At 69.1% G+C, this 18,905-nt stretch carries 14 protein-coding genes and 1 pseudogene; 5 read left to right on the top strand and 10 right to left on the bottom strand.

Annotated elements, in window-relative coordinates; all coding sequences use genetic code 11:
- Position 1 precedes the first annotated feature (1 nt).
- From MSZK_RS01225 to MSZK_RS01200, 6 genes are all read right to left on the bottom strand, one after another.
- Positions 2-1,735, bottom strand: a complete 1,734-nt coding sequence (locus tag MSZK_RS01225; RefSeq protein ID WP_099244018.1) for a GAF domain-containing protein — start codon at positions 1,733-1,735, stop codon at positions 2-4.
- Between the two features lie 26 nt (positions 1,736-1,761).
- Positions 1,762-2,409: a response regulator transcription factor gene (locus MSZK_RS01220; RefSeq protein ID WP_099244016.1), complete on the bottom strand. Its 648-nt coding sequence runs from the start codon at positions 2,407-2,409 to the stop codon at positions 1,762-1,764.
- A gap of 34 nt (positions 2,410-2,443) precedes the next feature.
- On the bottom strand, positions 2,444-3,313 hold the full coding sequence (locus MSZK_RS01215; protein ID WP_099244014.1) for a universal stress protein: 870 nt from the start codon (positions 3,311-3,313) through the stop codon (positions 2,444-2,446).
- A gap of 99 nt (positions 3,314-3,412) precedes the next feature.
- Positions 3,413-4,387, bottom strand: coding sequence for a 1-phosphofructokinase family hexose kinase (locus MSZK_RS01210; RefSeq protein WP_099244012.1), 975 nt, complete (start codon positions 4,385-4,387; stop codon positions 3,413-3,415).
- A 3-nt stretch (positions 4,388-4,390) separates the two neighbouring features.
- Positions 4,391-6,427 carry an erythromycin esterase family protein gene (locus MSZK_RS01205; protein WP_099244010.1) on the bottom strand — a complete coding sequence of 679 codons (2,037 nt, stop codon included), beginning with the start codon at positions 6,425-6,427 and terminating at the stop codon, positions 4,391-4,393.
- Positions 6,424-6,714 carry a dsRBD fold-containing protein gene (locus MSZK_RS01200; RefSeq protein WP_099244008.1) on the bottom strand — a complete coding sequence of 97 codons (291 nt, stop codon included), beginning with the start codon at positions 6,712-6,714 and terminating at the stop codon, positions 6,424-6,426. The genes MSZK_RS01205 and MSZK_RS01200 overlap by 4 nt, the downstream gene beginning before the upstream one ends.
- 121 nt (positions 6,715-6,835) lie before the next feature.
- Here MSZK_RS01200 and MSZK_RS01195 point away from each other — a divergent pair, with 121 nt between their 5' ends.
- Complete coding sequence (locus tag MSZK_RS01195) at positions 6,836-7,471, top strand: hypothetical protein (protein ID WP_099244006.1); 636 nt, start codon at positions 6,836-6,838, stop codon at positions 7,469-7,471.
- A 1-nt stretch (position 7,472) separates the two neighbouring features.
- Here the strand turns inward: MSZK_RS01195 and MSZK_RS01190 are convergent, their stop codons facing one another.
- Positions 7,473-8,456: an NAD(P)H nitroreductase gene (locus MSZK_RS01190; RefSeq protein WP_099244003.1), complete on the bottom strand. Its 984-nt coding sequence runs from the start codon at positions 8,454-8,456 to the stop codon at positions 7,473-7,475.
- A 131-nt stretch (positions 8,457-8,587) separates the two neighbouring features.
- On the opposite strand from MSZK_RS01190, the gene MSZK_RS01185 reads away from it, so the two are divergent.
- Genes MSZK_RS01185 through mgtA form a run of 3 tightly spaced genes read left to right on the top strand, consistent with a single transcriptional unit; the run spans position 8,588 to position 14,977 of the window.
- Positions 8,588-10,045 (top strand): AAA family ATPase, encoded by a 1,458-nt coding sequence (locus tag MSZK_RS01185; RefSeq protein WP_099244000.1) that lies wholly within the window; start codon positions 8,588-8,590, stop codon positions 10,043-10,045.
- A gap of 29 nt (positions 10,046-10,074) precedes the next feature.
- Entirely contained in the window at positions 10,075-12,369 is a 2,295-nt protein-coding gene (ppsA, locus tag MSZK_RS01180) for a phosphoenolpyruvate synthase (protein WP_099243998.1), read from the top strand.
- Complete coding sequence (gene mgtA / locus MSZK_RS01175; RefSeq protein WP_099243996.1) at positions 12,347-14,977, top strand: magnesium-translocating P-type ATPase; 2,631 nt, start codon at positions 12,347-12,349, stop codon at positions 14,975-14,977. Before ppsA ends, mgtA begins: the two co-directional genes overlap by 23 nt.
- A gap of 2 nt (positions 14,978-14,979) precedes the next feature.
- Here the strand turns inward: mgtA and MSZK_RS01170 are convergent, their stop codons facing one another.
- Together MSZK_RS01170 and MSZK_RS01165 are read right to left on the bottom strand one after the other, a co-directional pair.
- Complete coding sequence (locus MSZK_RS01170; RefSeq protein ID WP_099243994.1) at positions 14,980-16,428, bottom strand: wax ester/triacylglycerol synthase family O-acyltransferase; 1,449 nt, start codon at positions 16,426-16,428, stop codon at positions 14,980-14,982.
- A gap of 84 nt (positions 16,429-16,512) precedes the next feature.
- Entirely contained in the window at positions 16,513-17,907 is a 1,395-nt protein-coding gene (locus MSZK_RS01165) for an acyl-CoA dehydrogenase family protein (RefSeq protein WP_099243992.1), read from the bottom strand.
- Between the two features lie 227 nt (positions 17,908-18,134).
- On the opposite strand from MSZK_RS01165, the gene MSZK_RS01160 reads away from it, so the two are divergent.
- The gene (locus MSZK_RS01160; RefSeq protein ID WP_099243990.1) at positions 18,135-18,554 is read left to right on the top strand and encodes a ChaB family protein; all 420 of its coding nucleotides are present in this window, start codon (positions 18,135-18,137) and stop codon (positions 18,552-18,554) included.
- Here MSZK_RS01160 and MSZK_RS01155 read toward each other — a convergent pair.
- A pseudogene (locus MSZK_RS01155) lies at positions 18,555-18,905 on the bottom strand (MFS transporter); the annotation flags it as partial.

Raw genomic sequence — 18,905 nt, 5'->3', positions numbered from 1 at the left:
CTCAGGGCAGCGGTGCCGTCCACCGAAGGACGGTGCCGCCGTCCGGCGCGGACCCGATCTGCAGGGTCCCACCGACCTCCTCGGCTCGGCGGCGCAGGTTGTTCAGCCCGCTGGCGGTGACGTCGGCGGGCATGCCGCATCCGTCGTCGGCCACCTCGATCGCCAGTTCGTCCTCCACCCGCACATTGACGGTCAGGGTGCGGGCATTGGCGTGTCGTACCGCGTTGCTGACCGCCTCCCGGACCACCGCTTCGGCGTGATCGGCGAGTGGGGGTTCGATCACCGACAACGGCCCGATGTATTGCACCGTGGTGCGCAGGTCCGCACTGGCGAACGCGCCGACCGCCTCGTCGAGGCGCTGTCGCAGTCGCGTGGTGCCCGCCGACCCGCCGTGCAGGTCGAAGATCGCGGTCCGGATTTCCTGGATCACCCCCTGCAACTCGTCGACGGTGTCGATCAGGCGCTGCTGGACCTCGGGCACCCGGGTGCGTGGGATCGTCCCCTGCAGCGACAGCCCGATCGCGAACAGCCGCTGGATCACGTGATCGTGCAGGTCGCGGGCGATACGGTCGCGGTCGGAGAGCACGTCGAGCTCGCGCAGGTGCCGCTGGGTGGTGGCCAGCTGCCAGGCCAGCGTGGCCTGATCGGCGAACGCCGCCATCATGTCGAGCTGTTCGTCGGTGAACGTCTGCCGGCCGCGGCGGCGGACTATCACCACCACCCCCGCGACGGTGTCGGTGGTGCGCAGCGGGAGCACCAGCGCGGCACCCGCCTCGGGCATGGCCGTCAACTCGTCGCCGATGCTGTCGAAGCGGTGCGGCGTCTGGGTGGCGAAGGCGTTACCGATCACGCTGCCCGCCACTGGGATTGGCTGCGTCGACAGCGCGGGGCCGACTACGCCGGCCGTCTCGACCACGAGGAGTTCGCGGACCCGGTCGGTGGGGAGTTCGGTGTCGGTGGGCACCGCGACGATGACCGCGTCGGCCGCGGTGAGATCGAGCGCCTCGTCGGCGATGAGCCGGAAGACCCGGGCCGGATCGGTGCCACCCAGCAGTTCGGTGCCGATATCGCGGGTGGCCTCGATCCAGGATTGCCGAGTGCGGGACTGCGCGTACAGCCGGGCGTTGTCGATGGCGATGCCTGCGGCGGCGGCCAAGGCTTCGACCAGCACCTCGTCGTCTTCGCTGAACGGCTGTCCGTCGGCCTTCTCGGTGAGGTAGAGGTTTCCGTACACCTCGTCGCGGATGCGCACCGGAACACCGAGGAAGGTCCGCATCGGCGGGTGGTTGGGCGGGAAACCCACCGAAGCCGGATGCTGCAGGATGTTGTCCAGTCGTATCGGTTTCGGCTCGTCGATCAGGTGGCCGAGCACACCGCGGCCCTCGGGCAGCGGACCGATCCGCTCACGGGTCTCGGCGTCGATGCCCTCGTAGATGAATTCGGTCAGCTCATGGTCGTGGCCCCGCACGCCCAGCGCGCCGTAGCGGGCGTCGACCAGGTCGATCGCGGTGTGCACGATGGTGCGCAGGGTGACATCGAGTTCGAGGCCGGAGGTGACCACCAGCATCGCTTCCACCAGGCCGTCGAGGCGATCGCGGCCCTTGACGATCTGCTCGACCCGATCCTGGACCTCGACCAGCAGTTCGCGTAGGCGCAGCTGCGACAGGGTGTCGCGCACCGGTGGCGCACTCTGGTGACTGCCGTTCGGGCGGACCCTGTCGGACACGGAATACATGCTGCCACCAGATCGGCGGCGGCGCTTCAGTCTTCGGTGTGGTGATTGTGGTCGAGCTTCGAGATGAACACGGCCGCCTGGGTGCGCCGCTCCATGCCAAGCTTTGCCAGCAATCGCGAGACGTAGTTTTTCACCGTCTTCTCGGCCAGGAACATCCGCGCCGCGATTTGCTTGTTCGTCAGTCCCTCGCCGAGTAGCCCCAGCAACACTCGCTCCTGCTCGGTCAGGCCGGACAGCGGATCGGAGCGCTCGGCGGCCCCGCGGAGCTTGGCCATCAACGCCGCCGCCGCCCGGTTGTCCAGCAGCGAGCGGCCCGCGCCGACATCCTTGATCGCCTGGGCCAGCTCCATCCCCTTGATGTCTTTGACGACATAACCGCTGGCGCCGGCCAGGATGGCGTCCAGCATCGCCTCATCGGAGGTGAACGACGTCAGCATCAGGCACCGCAGGTCGGGCATCTTGGACAGCAGGTCCCGGCACAGTTCGATGCCGTTGCCGTCGGGGAGGCGCACGTCGAGCACCGCGACGTCGGGCCTCAGCGCCGGGATCTGCGCCAGCGCGTGGGCGACCGAACCGGCCTCGCCGATGACCTCGAGTTCGGGGTCCGCCGACAGCAAGTCGATCAGTCCACGGCGAACGACTTCGTGGTCGTCGACGAGAAACACCTTGACCATGGGCTAACGATATCGGTCGGTCAGCCCATATTCGTCACAACAGGCGTTGCCGATCGACCACCAGTACCGAGCACTCGGTGTTGTGCAGCGCCGCCGACCCGGTCGGGCCCAGCAGCTCCTCGATCCCGTCGGCGTTGCGCGCACCCACCACGACCAGCTGGATCTCCTCGCCGTGCTTGGCTAGGTAGTGCAGCACGCTGCCGTGGACAGCGACCGGCCGCGCATCGAGGTCCGGGTAGCGGTGCTTCCAGTTCGACAGCCGGCGGTCGAGCTGGGCCCGCACCATCCGGTTGCCGTCGGAGACCGCATGCGAGTCGTGCACGTCGGTGTAGCGCGACTGCCATGAGCTCAGTACCCGCAGCGGCGCCGACCGCAGGCGTGCCTCCTCGACCCCGAACTGCAACACCGCCGCGCTGTCGGGGGAGTCGTCGAGCTCGACGACGATCCAGCCGGCCTCGTGCGCTGCGGACCGGTCGGCGCCACGCACGATCGTGACGGGACAGTGCGCGGAAGCCACCAGCGTGGTGGCCGTCGACCCGATCCGGTTGTGGTCGAAATGTTTGATCCCGACGGCCCCGACGCAGACCATCGCCGCCGAGCGGGAGGCATCCACCAGCGTGGCGATCGGCCGGCCGTGCAGGATCTCGACCTCGACCTTGACCGCCCGCTCGGTGGCCTCCACGGCGCCCGCCGCGTAACGGAGCGCCAACTCGGCGCTGGCCAGCTGGCGAGCCTCGTCCTGCGGGTCGACCGCCGCGTCGCCGGGAGAGTCGATCGCGTACACCAGCCGCAGTGGGATGTCGCGGCTGACCGCCTCGTCGATGGCCCACACCGCGGCCCGCACGGCGCCCCGGGACCCGTCCACGCCGACGACTATCGACGGCGCTGCGAATGGTTCGGGCATCTCTGGCTCCACGGGACGGCGACTTCTATTGTGCCGACGTTATCGGTGCCGTGCTGCGAGTCTGAGGGGAAAAGGTCCCCAAGTGGTGCGAAAACGGCCCTAGCCGGCGGCCGGCGCCAGCTCGACAGGATGATCGGCCAGCTCGAAGAGCCGCTCGGTGTCTTCCCGGGTGCACGGCGCCGTACCTGGCGTGAGCAATTTCGCCGCTCCGGCGGCGACACCCAACCGGACCGCCTTGACCAGCGGCCAACCCCGGGTCAGGCCCACGGCGATGCCGGCGACCATGGCATCGCCGGCACCCACACCGCTGCCGGGCGGCACCGGGACGGCGGCGAACCGGTAGGCCCCGTCGGCCGTCACCAGCAGGGCGCCCTGCGCGCCGAGCGACACCACGATGTGGTGGGCGCAGCCCCGGCCGATCAGCTCACGGGCGGCGCCGAGCTGCTCGGCCTCGGTCGCCAGGTCGCGGCCGACGCACTCCCGCAGCTCCCTGACGCTGGGTTTGAGCAGGAACACGCCCGAGGTGACGTGCTGGAGCCCGCCACCGGAGGTGTCCAGGAGGAACAGCGCCCCGATCTCCTGGCACACGTTGGCGACCTGCTGATAGAAGTCCGCCGGCACCCCGGGCGGAAGGCTGCCGCTGGCCACCACGATCGCCGCCGACGCCGCCGCCCGGCGCAGCTGCAGCAGACATTCGGTCTGCTCGGCGAGTGTGAGCTCGGGACCGGGCAGTACGAACCGGAATTGCTTGCCGGTGCTGAGTTCGTTGACGGTGATGCTTTCCCGCGTCGAACCGCCGATGCGAATGGGGTGCACCGACACCGCTTCAGCGGTCAGCAGCCGGGTGATCATGTCGCCCGCCGAACCGCCGGCCGGGTAGATGGCGGTGGCCGGGGCCCCCAGCACCTCGGCCACGTGCGCCACGTTGATGCCCCCGCCGCCCGGGTCGTAGCGGGCCGCCGAACATCGGAGTTTGTCGGTCGAATGCACCCGGTCGGTGCTGGTGGTGATGTCCAGGGCCGGATTCATCGTGAGTGTGACGATGCGGTGCCCCGCGACGGTCAGTGTGTCCATCGATTACAGGCCGCTCGGATAGGTTTCCGGGGTTTCCCCGGCGATCCACACGCTGGTCGGTTCCAGTGGTTCCAAGGCACGGGTGGAGTCGATGTGAATCATCGCGTCGAACTGGTCGGACGGTCGCACGTGGAAGTAATGGCTCTGCCGTTCGGTCCGGGGCAGGTAGATCACGCCGATCGCGCGCCCCAGCCGCACGACCTCCAGCACGTGGGCGGCCGGGGAGCCGTCGTGCATGGGTACCAGGAACGCCGGTTTGCCGGTCTCGTGCAGAAGCTCCTCGATACTGCCCGCCAAGGCCGGGCGCACCGCTTTGCGCTCGGCGATGCCGCCCCAGTCGCTGGCCGCGGTGACGGTACCGCGGTAGGTCGAGAAGCCGATCAGCCGGCACTGATCGCCGTACTGTTCGCGGGCCAGCTGGCCGATGGTCAGTTGGCCGTCGGCGCTGACTTCGGTGGCGCGGGCATCACCGACGTGAGAGTTGTGTGCCCACACCACGACTCGGGCCGGTTCGGCGGCAGAGTGTTTGTCCAAGTGGGCGAGCAGAGCCTCCAGTGTCTTGGCCATGTGCTTGTCGCGCATGTTCCACGAGGTGACCCGGCCACCGAACATCCCGCGGTAGTAGGCCTCGGCGTTGCGTACCGTCACCGCGTTCTGCTGGGCGTAGAACAGCTCGTCCTCGGCGAGCTCGCCGTCAGCGGCCAGATACTGCAATGCGTTGCGCTGCATCTCCACCAGCTGCTCGACGGCCTGGCGTTCACAGGACGCGCCGGCACCGAAGGCCGCCGCATAACCGTAGGCCTGACCGTCGTCGCCGTCGGAATGATCGAAACAGGCGTAGCGGGCCCGGGCCCGTGCTGCCGCGCTCGGATCGATGGTGTCCAGGTAGGCGACGACCTCCTGCATCGACCGGTGCAGGCTGTAGAGGTCAAGCCCGTAGAAACCGGTTTGGCGCCGCCCGTCGGCGGCGCAGCGTCCGTTGTGCCAGCGCAACCACCCGACGAAGTCCTCGACGACGGAGTTGCGCCACATCCAGGCCGGGAAGCGCTCGAACCCGCGCAGAGCCTCCTCCGGGGTGGAATCGCCCGACAGACCGCGCACATAGCGGTTGACCCGGTAGGCATCGGGCCAATCCGCTTCCGCGGCAACGGCGTTGAAGCCCTTCGCCTCGATCAACCACTTGGTGATCTCGGCCCGAGCCTGGTAGAACTCGTGCGTTCCGTGTGAACTCTCGCCGATCAGGACCACCCGCGCGTCGCCGATCAGGTCCTCGAGCACGTCCCGCGGCGGCACTCCGCCGGGGGCGTCGATCGCGGCGCGGGCCACCAGATCGGCGGGGCGCTGCGGGCCCGGCGCAGGCACCCCGGTGGTCGGCCGCGCCAGCAGCTCGCGCACCTCGTCGTCGCTGACTTGGGTGAAGTCCCAGAATGATTCGCCCACCGCCAGAAATGGGGTGGGCATGGAGGCGCACACCACGTCGTCGACGATGCCGGCGAACTCACGGCAGGTGGACTCGGGGGCGGCGGGCACAGCGATCACGATCTCGGCGGGCTGGGCTTCCCGAAGGGCCTGCACGGCAGCCAGCATGCTCGACCCGGTGGCCAATCCGTCGTCGACGAGGATCACGGTCTTACCCGTGAGCTGCAGTGGCGGACGGCCTTCCCGATAGGTCGCCTCGCGGCGGGCCAATTCGCGGGCCTCCCGCTCGGCGATCTCGCGCAACTGCTCGGGGGTGATCCGCAGGCCCCGCAGGATGTCGTCGTTGACCACCACCCGGCCGCCGCTGGCCAGCGCGCCGACGGCGAACTCCTCGTGCCCGGGCGCGCCGAGCTTGCGCACGATGAACGCATCCAGCGGCGCGCCCAGCGAACTGGCCACCTCGAAAGCGACCGGGATGCCGCCGCGGGCCAGCCCGAGCACGACCACGCCGGGTTTGCCACGGTACGCCTGCAGCATCCCGGCCAGCACCTGGCCGGCCTCGCGTCGGTCCTTGAACACCCGGCGTGGCTGCTGGCGCCGTACACCGGTGGACGGTGTCATCGCCGGCCCCCGGTGAGCGCGGTCAACGGACGCCGTCGGCTCCCAACGGTCTCGATCTCCGACATGGAGGTGGCGAACAGCTGATTGGCCAGGTTCGACAACGCCCGGGCGACAGCCACCTCGTCGCGAAGCTCCACTGCGTGCTCGTCACCGGCCGCCATCCGGGCGGTCCCCATCCCCACCAGCACGGTGTCGCGCCAGGACAGCCGGGCCGTTGCCCGGGTTCGGTCGGCGTCCTCGTCGACGGCGATCAGCACTAGCGAATGTTTGGTGTCGTTCTCGTCCATCACTGCCCCCTCGTTCCCCTCGATCCGACCACTGCGCCCAGGTCGTCGGTAGGGACCGAAGTCCTGTCGCGGTGGGCAGAAGGCCCTACGGCGTGCCGGCGATCTGGGCCACACTGACGGCATGTGGAAGAGCGTGATGGCGACGGTGCTCGCCGGGGCCGGACTCTATGGGGCGCGGCGCTTCTACCGGAACTGGGGGACCACCAAGCAGGAATGCGAAACACCCCTTCCCGGTGACGAACTCGTCGGCCGCCCGGCGGTGCAGACGACCGAGGGGGTGTGGGTGGACGCACCGGCCGAGGAGGTGTGGCCGTGGCTGGTCCAGATGGGCCAGGACCGCGGCGGGCTGTACACCTACGAGGCGGTGGAGAACTCGGTGGGGCTGAAGTTCCGCAACGCCGATCGCATCCATCCCGAGTGGCAACAGCTCGCCGTCGGGGATGTGATCAGGCTGGCACCGCGCGGCTGGATGGGGCTGCGCGACGGGCTGGCGTTGCCGGTGGCACAGGTCATCGAAGGTCAGTCGATCGTGCTGCGGGCCGATCCGGGCCGGCTGCCGTGGGACGGGGTGTGGTCGTTCCATATCGAGCCGCGCTGGCAGGACCGCTGCCGGCTCCTGGTGCGCAACCGCTCGCGGATGCGGCTGCCCGGTGAGGTGCTCGGCGCCGAATTGTCCGGCCCTGTGGTGTCGTTGATGACCCGCGGAATGCTGTTGGGGATCAAGCGGCGTGCGGAGGCGGCCCACGCCGCCACCTGACTCAGCCGCGAACTTCCAGCACGTCGGCCAGCGGGCGACGCGGAGTGGCCGGGGGCAGCTGCGCGATCGACGGCACCAGGCCGATCCGGATGAGCAGCTGCGGATCGTCGTCGGCTCCGGTCAGCGCCCGGACGATGTCGCGGCTGGCGGCCAGTTCGGTCATGTGGGTCAGCGTGCAGGTGGCCAGTCCGGCCAGGGTGGCTTCGAGCAGCACGTCGGAGAGCACCTCGCCGCAGCCGAGGGCGTCGCGGCGGGAGTCGCCGTAGGTCGACAGCACCACGATCGTGGACTGGTCGTGGTCGACCTCCGGACGTCGGTCAGGGTGCTCGCCGGCCGGGAACGCCCGCGCGACGTCGACCCGGTCGCGCTCGGCCACCGACACCAGGCTGCTGTAGGGAACACCGTCGGATACTTCGTACGGGGCTGTCCACCAATGTAATTCAGCATGGTAGGAGGGGTCGTACCGACGCAGCGACTCGGTCAACCGGGATGCCTCGGCCAGCTGCGGCCGTACCGCGGCGGGCAGCACGTGCAATGCCGCCAGATCGGTGTCGATCGTGCTGCGCAAGACCGGCTCGAAGGTCGCCCAGGCCGGTGGCGGCGCGAACGGCAGCCGGTCGGTGTGCCGGGTCAGGATCGCGTCGGCGCGCGCCCGGTCGGCATCGGTGACGAACTCCCGTGGAGTGAAGTCGACGGTGGCCAAGTGGTCGGGATCATTGGGATTGGGGAACCGTGACACGTGGGCCTGCCAGCCCGACGCGGCGACAGCCACCCGCAGGTGATCCAGCACGGCCCCGCAACTGATGATCGCCTCGCGGCCGCTCAGGTCGGTGGCGTGCGGCACCCGATGGGCCTCGAGAAAGAGTTTGATGCAGGACCCTTCGGCCACCCAGTGCCACGGCTGGCTGTTGTGCACCGAAGGAGCCCGGCAGGCCAGCTCCACCGCGTTCGCCAACACCTGGGGATCGAGCGCCGATTCGGCCATGGGCAACCACCGCTTTCTGTTCCGTGGTCCACGATAGGACCGCTGTGCCCGGCAGGCAGGGGCCAGAAGTCACTTCAGAAGTGGCCGTAGTGCCGCTGTGTCCCCGCTGGTGGTGGGTCAGGATCGACGTCATGGGATTCCGCCCCGAGATCGCCGAAACCCACACCGGAATGGTGTTCCTGATCGGCGATCGGGCCTACAAAATCAAGAAGCCGGTCGTCACCGATTTTCTCGACTTCTCCACTCTGCAGAGCCGTGAACGCGCCTGCGCGCACGAGGTCGCTCTGAACAGCCGGCTGGCTCCCGAGAGTTATCGTGGGGTCGCCCATTTCACGGCACCCGGTGGCAGTCCGGAACCGGTGATCGTCATGGTCCGCCATCCCGACGAGCTGCGGCTGTCGACGTTGGTGCGCGGCGGCGAACCGGTCGGGCCGCAGTTGACGGCGGTGGCGCTGGTGCTGGCCCGCTTCCATGCCTCGGCCGCCCGCGGCCGCGAGGTGGACGCCCAGGCCAGGGTGGACGCGATCACCGCGCGCTGGCAGGAGAACCTCGCCGAGCTCCGGCATTACGCCGACGGCGTCGTCCCGGGGCTGGAGCCGGACGTGGTCGCCGATATCGCCCGACTGGCAATCGATTTCATCACAGGTCGGTCGGTACTGTTCGCCCGCAGGATCGCCGAACGCAAGATCGTCGACGGCCACGCCGACCTGTTGGCCGACGACATCTTCTGTCTCGACGACGGTCCCGCGCTGCTGGACTGCCTGGAGTTCGACGACCACCTGCGCTATGTCGACATCGTCGACGACGCCGCGTTCCTGGCCATGGATCTGGAATTCCTCGGCCACACCGAGTTGGCCGAGCAGTTCCTGCGTACGTACCTGCGGCTTGCCGAGGATGACGCGCCGGTCGCCCTGCTGGACTTCTATATCGCCTACCGCGCGGTGGTGCGAGCGAAGGTGGACTGTGTGCGCCACCTTCAGGGTGATGGCGCGGCGGCCGCGGATGCGCGGCGGCATCTGGACATCGCTCGCGCTCATCTGCGGGCCGGGGCGGTCCGGTTGATCTTGGTGGGCGGTGGCCCCGGCACCGGTAAGACGACGTTGTCTCGGGCGTTGGCCGAAGAGCTTGGAGCACAGGTTATTTCCACGGACGACGTGCGGGCCGAGATGGTCCGCCGTGGCGAGATCACCGGAGAACCAGGGGTGCTCGACGAGGGCATCTACACCCGGGAGAACATCGACGCGGTGTACGAGGGGGTGCTGCGCCGGGCCCACCTGGGACTGTGCGAGGGCCGCAGCGTCGTCCTGGACGGGACGTGGCACGATCCGCGCCACCGCGAAATGGCCCGGCACATCGCTGCCGAAGCCGGCGCGACGGAGATCGAATTCGCCTGCACCGCATCGCTGGACGCCACCCTGGCCCGGGTTCGGGACCGCACCCACACCACCTCGCAAGTGACGCCGGAGATCACCACCGCGCTGGCCGAGCGCACCGAGCAGGCATGGGCCGGCGCAGTACGCATCGACACCACCGCGCCGCTGGCCGATGCCGTGGCGCAGGCCCGGCACGCCTGTTCGCCGGCCAGCTGAGCACCCTGTGACCATGGAGGAGATCTGAGATGCATTTCGTCGAAGACATCGCCGAGCTGCGGATGAGCGACGCCGAGGAGGCCGGCGGCAAGGGCGCCAACATGGGCGAGATGGTGTCCGCGGGACTGCCCGTCCCGCCGGGCTTCGTCCTGCTGCGCGACTGCTACCTGGCGTCGATGAACGGTGCCGGTGTCGCCGACGAGCTCAACGCGGCGCACCGGGAGGCGATGACCCAGATCGGCGATACCGACAAGTTGACCGCGATGTGCCAGCAGATGCAGAGCCTGGTCCTGGAGGCGGGGATTGCCGACGAGGTTCGCGAGCTGGTGCTCGGCGCTTATCGGCGGCTCGGGCCGGGCACGAGTGTTGCCGTGCGGTCCTCGGCCACCGGAGAGGATGGTGCCGACGCATCGTTCGCGGGCATGAACGCGACCTTCACCAACATCTGCGGTGAGGACGAACTGCTGGATGCCGTCCAGCGCTGCTGGGCATCGTTGTTCGCCCCGCGGGTGGTGGCCTACCGGGCCAGCCGGGGCTTCTCCGCGGACCCCGCGATGGCGGTGGTGGTGCAGACGATGATCGCCTCGGAGCGCGCCGGTGTGGCGTTCACCGCCGACCCCACCACCGACGCCGAGGACCGGGTGGTCATCGAGGCGGCGTTCGGCCAGGGTGAAGTCGTCGTCTCCGGCTCGGTGGAGCCCGACACCTATGTGATCGCCAAGGAAACCGGTGAGATTCTGTCCCGGCGGATCGGATACAAGTCCTTCAAGATCATCCGCGGCGCCGACGGCAGCGACCAGAACATCGACCTGCCCGAGCCGGACCGGCTGGCGCAGGTGTTGTCCGACGACGAGGTGCGGCTGATCGCCGAGATCGCGGTCCGCAGCGAACGGCACAGCGGCTGCCCGCAGGACACCGAGTGGGCGATCGCCGACGGGAAGACGTGGATCGTGCAGACCCGTCCGATCACCACACTGCACCGGGTGGGTAAGCCCGTGCCAGAGACCCACGACGTGGTCGCCCAGGGCCTTCCCGCGGTACCCGGCGAGGCGGTCGGCGTCGTGCGCGTGCTCACCGATGTCGCCGACGGCGCCCGCCTGCAGGACGGTGAGGTGCTGGTGGCCCAGATGACTAATCCGGACTGGCTGCCCACGATGCGCCGGGCCTGCGCGCTGGTGACCGACACCGGCGGAATGACCTGCCACGCCGCGATCGTCGCTCGCGAGCTCGGGGTGCCGTGCATTGTCGGAGCGCGCACCGCCACCGCCGATCTCAAAGACGGCATGGTCGTCACCGTCGACGGCACGCACGGCCGGGTACTGGCCGGCCGCGCGACCGGCGGCGCCCAGACCGCACCCGCCGCCGCGCCGGCGGCCGACTCGGTCGGCGTGGCGCCCGCCGAGGTCACCGCCACCAAGATCTACGTCAACCTGGCCATGCCCGACAGCGCCGAACGCGTTGCCGCCCAGGACGTCGACGGAGTCGGCCTGCTGCGTGCGGAGTTCATCCTCACCGACGCCCTGCGCAACCGGCATCCGCGTGACCTGATCGCCCGCGGCGAGCAGGAGACGTTGGTGGATGCGCTGGCGGCGGCGGTCGGGCGGATCGCCGCGGCCTTCGCCCCCCGGCCGGTGGTCTACCGCGCCACTGATTTCCGGACCAACGAGTTCCGCGGGCTGCAGGGCGGCGACGCCTACGAACCCGTCGAACACAACCCGATGATCGGCTACCGCGGCTGCTACCGGTATGTCAAAGAGCCCGACGTCTTCGCCTTGGAGTTGCGTGCCCTGGCCCGGGTCCGTGAGCAGAACCCCAACCTGCACTTGATGATTCCCTTCGTGCGCACCCGCTGGGAGCTCGAGGAATGCTTGTCGCTGGTCGACGCCAGCCCGTTGGGCCGGCAACGCGGCCTGCACCGCTGGGTGATGGCGGAGGTGCCGTCGGTGGTGCACTGGCTGCCCGAGTACGTGGGGATGGGGATCGACGGCGTGTCCATCGGCAGCAACGACCTGACCCAGCTGATGCTCGGTGTGGACCGCGACTCCGATCTGTGCGCGGAGTTGTTCGACGAGTCCGACGCCGCCGTCCTGGACGCGATCGGCCGCATCATTTCCACCGCCCGCCGGTTGGGCATAACATCCTCGCTGTGCGGGCAGGCGCCATCGACCAAACCAGCCTTCGCCGAACATCTTGTCCGGATGGGCATCACGTCGATCTCGGTCAATCCCGACGCGGCCGGTCGCGCCCGGCGCACCGTCGCCGCCGCCGAGCGACATCTGCTCCTGGAAGCGGCGCTGGCCGGTGACGGCAACCGTCCCCGATGAACGCTCTGCGTCGCTGACCGCTGCCGCCGTCGCGGCGGCGCCGGTGGCCGAGGTGCTGGACTGGCTGCACACCGGTACCGATGGACTGTCCGGCGCGGAGGCGGCCACGCGGCTGGCCCGCTGGGGTCCCAATTCGCTTCGCACGCATCAGGTCAGCGCCTGGGCGGTGCTGCGCAGACAGCTCAACAACGCTGTCCTGGCGTTGCTGGCGGCCACCGCCGTGCTGTCGTTCTTTCTCGGTGACTCCACCCAGGCCGTGATCATCGGGGTGATCCTGGTGGTCAGCGTGGGCCTGGGCTTCCTCAACGAGTACCGCGCAGAGCGGGCGACCGCCGCACTGCACTCGCGGGTCCGGCACAACGCGGTGGTGCGCCGCGACGGCCACCTCGTCAAGCTCGACGTCAACGAGCTGGTACCCGGCGACATCATCGCGCTGTCCCTCGGCGAGCTGGTTCCGGCCGATGTGCGGCTGATCGCCGTCAACGGTCTGGAATGCAACGAGAGCATCCTCACCGGTGAGTCCACCGCCGCCGAGAAGTCCGTCGCACCCGCACCCGCGGATGCCGCGCTGGCCGATTGTGGCGATCTCGCGTTCATGGGCACCGTCGTCAGCGCCGGGGATGCCACCGCGGTGGTCTACGCCACCGGCCTGGACGCACAGTTCGGCAAGATCGCGGCCGGCCTGGGGGAGCGGCAGCCCGAGACCGACTTCCAGACCGGCCTGCGGCGGTTCTCGTATCTGCTTCTGCAGGTGGCGATCACGCTGACCGTGGTGATCCTGGCCACCAACCTGCTGTTGCGCCGTCCGGTGATCGACTCGGTGTTGTTCGCGCTCGCGATCGCGGTCGGCATCACCCCGCAGCTGCTGCCCGCCGTCGTCAGCACCAGCCTGGCCACCGGGTCGCGGCGGCTGGCGCGGCTCAAGGTTTTGGTCAAACGGCTGGTGTGCATCGAGGACCTCGGCGACATCGACATCCTGATCACCGACAAAACCGGCACGCTGACCGAAGGTCGAATCACCCTCATCGAGGCCGTCGACGCGGCCGGTGTGACCTCGGACGCGGTGCTGCGAACCGGGTTGCTGGCCACCGACGTCGATCCGGCGTGCGGCGGCACCAGCGCCAACGAGATGGATGCCGCGCTGTGGGACTGCGAGGCCGGTCGCCAGGTCGTCACCAGAGATGCCCGCCGGGTCGCCGAGCTGCCGTTCGACCACACCCGCCGGGCGACGTCGGCATTGGTCGACGACGCCGGTGGCCGGCGGCTGATCGTCAAGGGCGCGCCCGAACAGGTCCTCACACACTGCGAGTCGGTGCCGCAAAGCGCCCAGCCCATCCTGGACCGGCTGTTCGGCCAGGGCAGACGGGTGGTCGCGGTGGCGAGTCGGCCGGCCCCGGACCTGTCCGAGATCACCGCCGCCGACGAGACCGGGCTCAGGCTGGACGGTTTCCTGGTGTTCGCCGATCCGCCCAAACAGGCCGCCCGTGATTCGCTGGCCCGGCTGGCCGCGCTCGGCATCGAGGTCAAGATCGCCACCGGCGACAACCCGCAGGTCGCCGAAAAGGTCTGCGCCGACCTGGGTTTGCCGTCGAAAGGCACGATCTCCGGAGCCGCGCTGGCCGAACTCGACGACGCCGCCTTCGAAGCCGCAGCGCAGAACACCAGCGTGTTCGCCCGGATCTCACCGGAACAGAAGGCCAGGCTGATCACCGTGCTGCGCCGCACCGGCCGATCGGTGGGATTCCTCGGCGACGGCGTCAACGACGCGCTGGCCTTGCACTCCGCCGATGTGGGAATCTCCGTCGACACCGCCACCGACGTCGCCAAGGACGCCGCGGACGTGGTGCTGCTGGAGAAGGACCTCGGTGTGCTGGCCACCGGGGTCGCCGAGGGCAGGCGGATCTTCGCCAACACCATCAAATACGTGTTGATGGGCACGTCGAGCAACTTCGGCAACATGTTCTCGGCGGCCGCCGCGTCGGCCATCCTGACATTTCTTCCGATGCTGCCCAGCCAGATCCTGTTGAACAACCTGCTCTACGACAGCTCGCAGCTGGCCATCCCCACCGACCGGGTCGACGAGGAACAACTGCACGCGCCCTCGCACTGGAACATCGCGTTCATCCGGCGCTTCATGCTGACCTTCGGTCCGATCAGTTCGCTGTTCGATTTCCTGACCTTCGGGCTGATGCTCGGCGTGCTGCACGCCGGGCCGGTGGAATTCCGCACCGGCTGGTTCGTGGAGTCGCTGGCCACCCAGACCCTGATCATCTTCGCGATCCGTACCCGCCGGGTGCCCTTCCTGCGGAGCAGGCCGGGCGGGGTGCTGACCGCGGCCACCTTCACCGTGATCGCGATCGGCGTCGGCCTGACCGTGTCCGCGCTGGCCCACCCGCTCGGCTTCACGCCGCTGCCGTGGCAGTTCTACGGCGCGCTGGCGTTGTTCACCATCGCATACCTGGTGCTGGTGGAGATCACCAAGGTGGTGTTCTATGCCGAGCCGATCCGTTCGGGAGCACCGACTGCCCGCACCCGCGGCCTCGATCACCGAATCGGGCGTCGCGCAGCACGTTTCAGCCACGGCGGCCGGTTACCCCCGCCGCGCTGACCTCAGCCGTTGGACAGCAACAGCAGATCGCCCTTGCGTCGCGAGCGTCCACTGGCCCTGGTGAGCCGGTGCAGTCGCTGCACGCCGCGTTCGATCCCCGCTGCGAGTTCGTCGACGTCCGGCGCGGCGTCGAAGTCGACGAGGAGTCCGAAGGCCAACTCGTCGGCGTAACTGAAGATCGCGATACCGGTGCGGAAGCCCGCCGCGATCGGCGGGATCGGGAGCACCCGAAGTACCTTGTGCCCCATCACGGTCAAGGGTTGCCGCGGACCCGGCACATTGGTCACCACGGTGACCACCGACCGTTGCGGCAGCAGCGACAGTAGCCGCACCGTCCACGCCGTCACCGGAAACGGAAGCAGGTTCGTCGCCCACAGCAGCATGCTGCCCGCCTGGCGTTGGCCGCTGGACTTGGCCACCGACAGCCGATCGTGCACGGCCCGCAACCGGTGCAGCGGATCAGCGACATCGACCGGGAGCAACGGCAGCATCAGCGAAACCCGGTTGTCCGAGACATCCATGGCGTCGCTACCACGCACCGAGACCGGGACCAGGGTGCGCAGTGAATCCGGTCGGGGCTGCAGCCCTCGGCGCAGCAGCGCGGCCCGGTAGCTGTCGGCCACCGCCGCCAGAGCGACGTCGTTGATCGTGGCGCCGAACGTATGGGCGATGTCTTCGACGTCGCGCAACTTCACCACCGCCGCGCCGTAGCGGCGCAAGTCACCCACCGGCCCGTTCAGCGACGACCGCGCGGCCGGGCGCAACAGGCCGGCGGTCAGTCCGGCGGCGCCACCCGCGACGCGCAGCGCGACCCTGCCCGCGCCGAGCGAGAACCGTACCGAATCACCCAGCCAATCCAGCGGATTCAGGCTCGGTAGCGGTGGGCGACCCCGGCGGCGCGGATGCTGGGCGGCCCCGATCGCGGTGGCGAAGCTCGCGATGTCGACGTCATCGCACAACGCCGTGAGGAGGTTGGTGGCCGCGATCCCGTCGGCCAGCGCGTGATGCACCTTGATCAGTACCGCCCAGTGGTCGCCGGCCAGACCCTCGATGACCCAGCACTCCCACAGCGGTCGGGACCGGTCCAGCCGGCGTTCCATGATCGAGGCGATCTCGGCGGACAACGCCGCATCGTCGCCGGGGTGCGGCAGCGCCGTGCGGCGGACATGCCGGGCCAGGTCGAAGGCAGGGTCGTCGGCCCATTCCGGTGCCGCCAGATCCAGCGGGTGGGTGCGCAGCACCTGGGTGGCGCGCGGGTTGGCCAGGCAGCGGGTGCCGATGGTCTCCATCAGCTCGCTGAATTCCGGCGGCGGGCCGGCCAACACCGCGACACCGCCGATCGCGAGGCTGACGTGCCGGTCGGTGTCCTCGAGTTGGAGGAAGCCGGCGTCCAAGGTGGTGAGGTGGTTGACCACCTGCTGCGTCGCCTTGTGAGCCTTCTCGCGAGCCATGGCCGGCCTTTCCGTAACCCCGATGGTCAGTGTGTCGGACCCGCCGGGGGCGCGGGAGGGCCGGAAGTCACCGGATGACGGGAATCATCGCCGCGGCGGTGCGAGGGCTTTCATCACCACCCGCATGGCCGGCTCCGGCACCCGGTCACGCATGGCCAGTGCGGCGCTGGCGATCCGGCTGCGCGCCGGGGTGCCGCGGCCGAACAGCCGGTTGAACGGACCGCCGGACGGTTCCAGCTCGACGTGCAGCGGCGGGCCGCCGTCGGCGGCGCCGAGGGCGGAGGAGATCACGATCCGCTGGATCTCGCTGGTGCCTTCGAAGATCGTGTACAGCTTGGCGTCGCGGTACCACTTCTCCACCGGATGATCGCTGATGTAGCCCCAGCCGCCCAAGGTCTGGATGGCCCGCTCGGTGGTCCGTACCGCGGCCTCACTGGCGGCCAGCTTGGCCATCGAGCCCTCGCCGCGTTCGAACGGGACGCCGTTGGCCGCCATCCAGGATGCCCGCCAGGTCAGCAGCCGGGCGGCGTCGATGGCGGTGGCCAGATCGGCAAGCGGAAAGGCGATGCCCTGGTTGTCGATGATGGGGGCGCCGAACGCCTCCCGGCGATTCGCGTACGCGGTCATGTACTCCAGGGCGGCGCGTGCGATGCCCAGCGCCTGGGCGGCCACCATCGGGCGGGTCTGTTCGAACGTTCCCAGCGTGGCCGAGCCCGAGCGCCGACCGCCGGCGACCGCTTCCCGGGCCTTGGCCAGCTTGTGTTCGAGCCGGTCCGCCCCGCCGAGCAGGTTCTCGGCGGGAACGCGCACCTCGGTGAAGGTCAGTTCGGCGGTGTGCGAGGCGCGACAACCCAGCTTGTCCAGCTTGCGGACCAACTCCAAACCCGGTGTGCCGCCGGGAACCACGAACAACGCCTGCCCGCGATGCCCCAGTTCCTGGTCGACCACGGCATTGACCACGTGGACGTTGGCGATGCCGCCGTTGCCGATCCACATCTTGTGTCCGTCGATGATCCAGTCGGCATCCTTTCCCGGGCCGGCACGACGGGCCCGGGTGCGCAGGTTGCGGACGTCGCTACCGCCCTCCGGCTCGGAGATGGCCAGTGCGGCCAGTTTGAGATCGCCCGGCGTGCCGAAACATTCGGGGGCCCAGGTGAGCATCTGCTCCGGCGTGGCAGCCTGGCCGATCGCGGAGAGCGCCAACGCCGGCATGACCACCGCCAATCCGATTCCGGCGCAACCCCAGAACAGCTCCTCCATGAACATCGGCAGTGACAGACCCGTCGGATCACCGATCAGGTCCCGGTAGAACAGCGGGCTGTAGAAGCCCCGGACTGCCGCTTCCTCGAGCACCGGCCAGGGGAATTCCTGGTGCCGGTCGTACTCGCCGGCAACGGGGCGGATGCACTGTTCGGCGAACTCATGTGTGCGGCGTGCGAGATCGTGCTGTGCCGTGGTCGGCGTGAGGTCCAAACCCATGGTGCATCCCTTCCGATGCCTGGGTGATACCTCCGGTACCGCGTAACCAAACGTCGCGTTCGCGAGACGGGAACCGCCGAGAAGTTGGAGCCCGGGCTGCCGCGGAGTCGGGTTTTACACGACAGCTCGGGGCTGACTGGGATATCGATCGCCGCCGGCGGCGCGTTACCGCGGACGTTTTCGACCGCTGTGGCAGGGGTAGCCGACCGCAACGGAGGTGATCGGAAATGCCCAAGACAACCAAGAAGGGCGCCGCCAAGAAGAGCGAGCTGCCCAGCACACTGCAAAAGTCGGACGCCAAGGCGCAGCGCACCTTCGCCAAAGCGCATGACTCGGCAGTCAAGGAGTACGGCGAAGGCCAACGCGCGCACCGGGTGGCCTACAGCGCGCTCAAACACAGCTACGAAAAGGTCGGCGACCATTGGGAACCCAAGGACGTCAAGGGCCCGTCGGATTCGCGGGCACGCAGCGGCGGACCGAACCCGAAAGGCACCAGCGCCGAGGGCGTGAACGCGACGGCCAGCAAGAAGCATCTGCTGGACGTCGCCAGACGGCTCGACATCAGTGGCCGCTCGACGATGACCAAGGACCAGTTGGTCACCGAGATCGAGAAGGCCAACCGGCGCGAGAGCAGCCGCAAGCGCTGATCACCGGGGACGTCGGGACGCCGGCTGCAACTCGCTGTCGGTGAAGAACTCGAGCAGGTAGCGACTCTCCTCGATGTCGCCGATCGTGCGGCGGGCCTTCTTGCGGGTGATGAGAATGCCGACCACGGCCAGCACCCAGACCACGTACTGCACACACCACGCCAGCCGGAACGACTCGAACGAATAGCCACCGTTGGCGCCGATGATCATGCCCATGGCCTGCATCACCAGCAGCGAGGCCAGGAAACCGCCCATGTTCACCGCACCCTGCGCGGTGCCCAGCGTGGACCGCGGGTTGAAGGTGCGGGCGAAGTCGAAGCCGACCATCGATCCCGGCCCGCCCACCGAGAT

The organism is Mycobacterium sp. shizuoka-1, from assembly GCF_002723835.1.
Lineage (GTDB): Bacteria > Actinomycetota > Actinomycetes > Mycobacteriales > Mycobacteriaceae > Mycobacterium.
The sequence above is the reverse complement of the archived record's forward strand: the minus strand, read 5'-3'. Positions and strand labels throughout refer to the sequence as shown.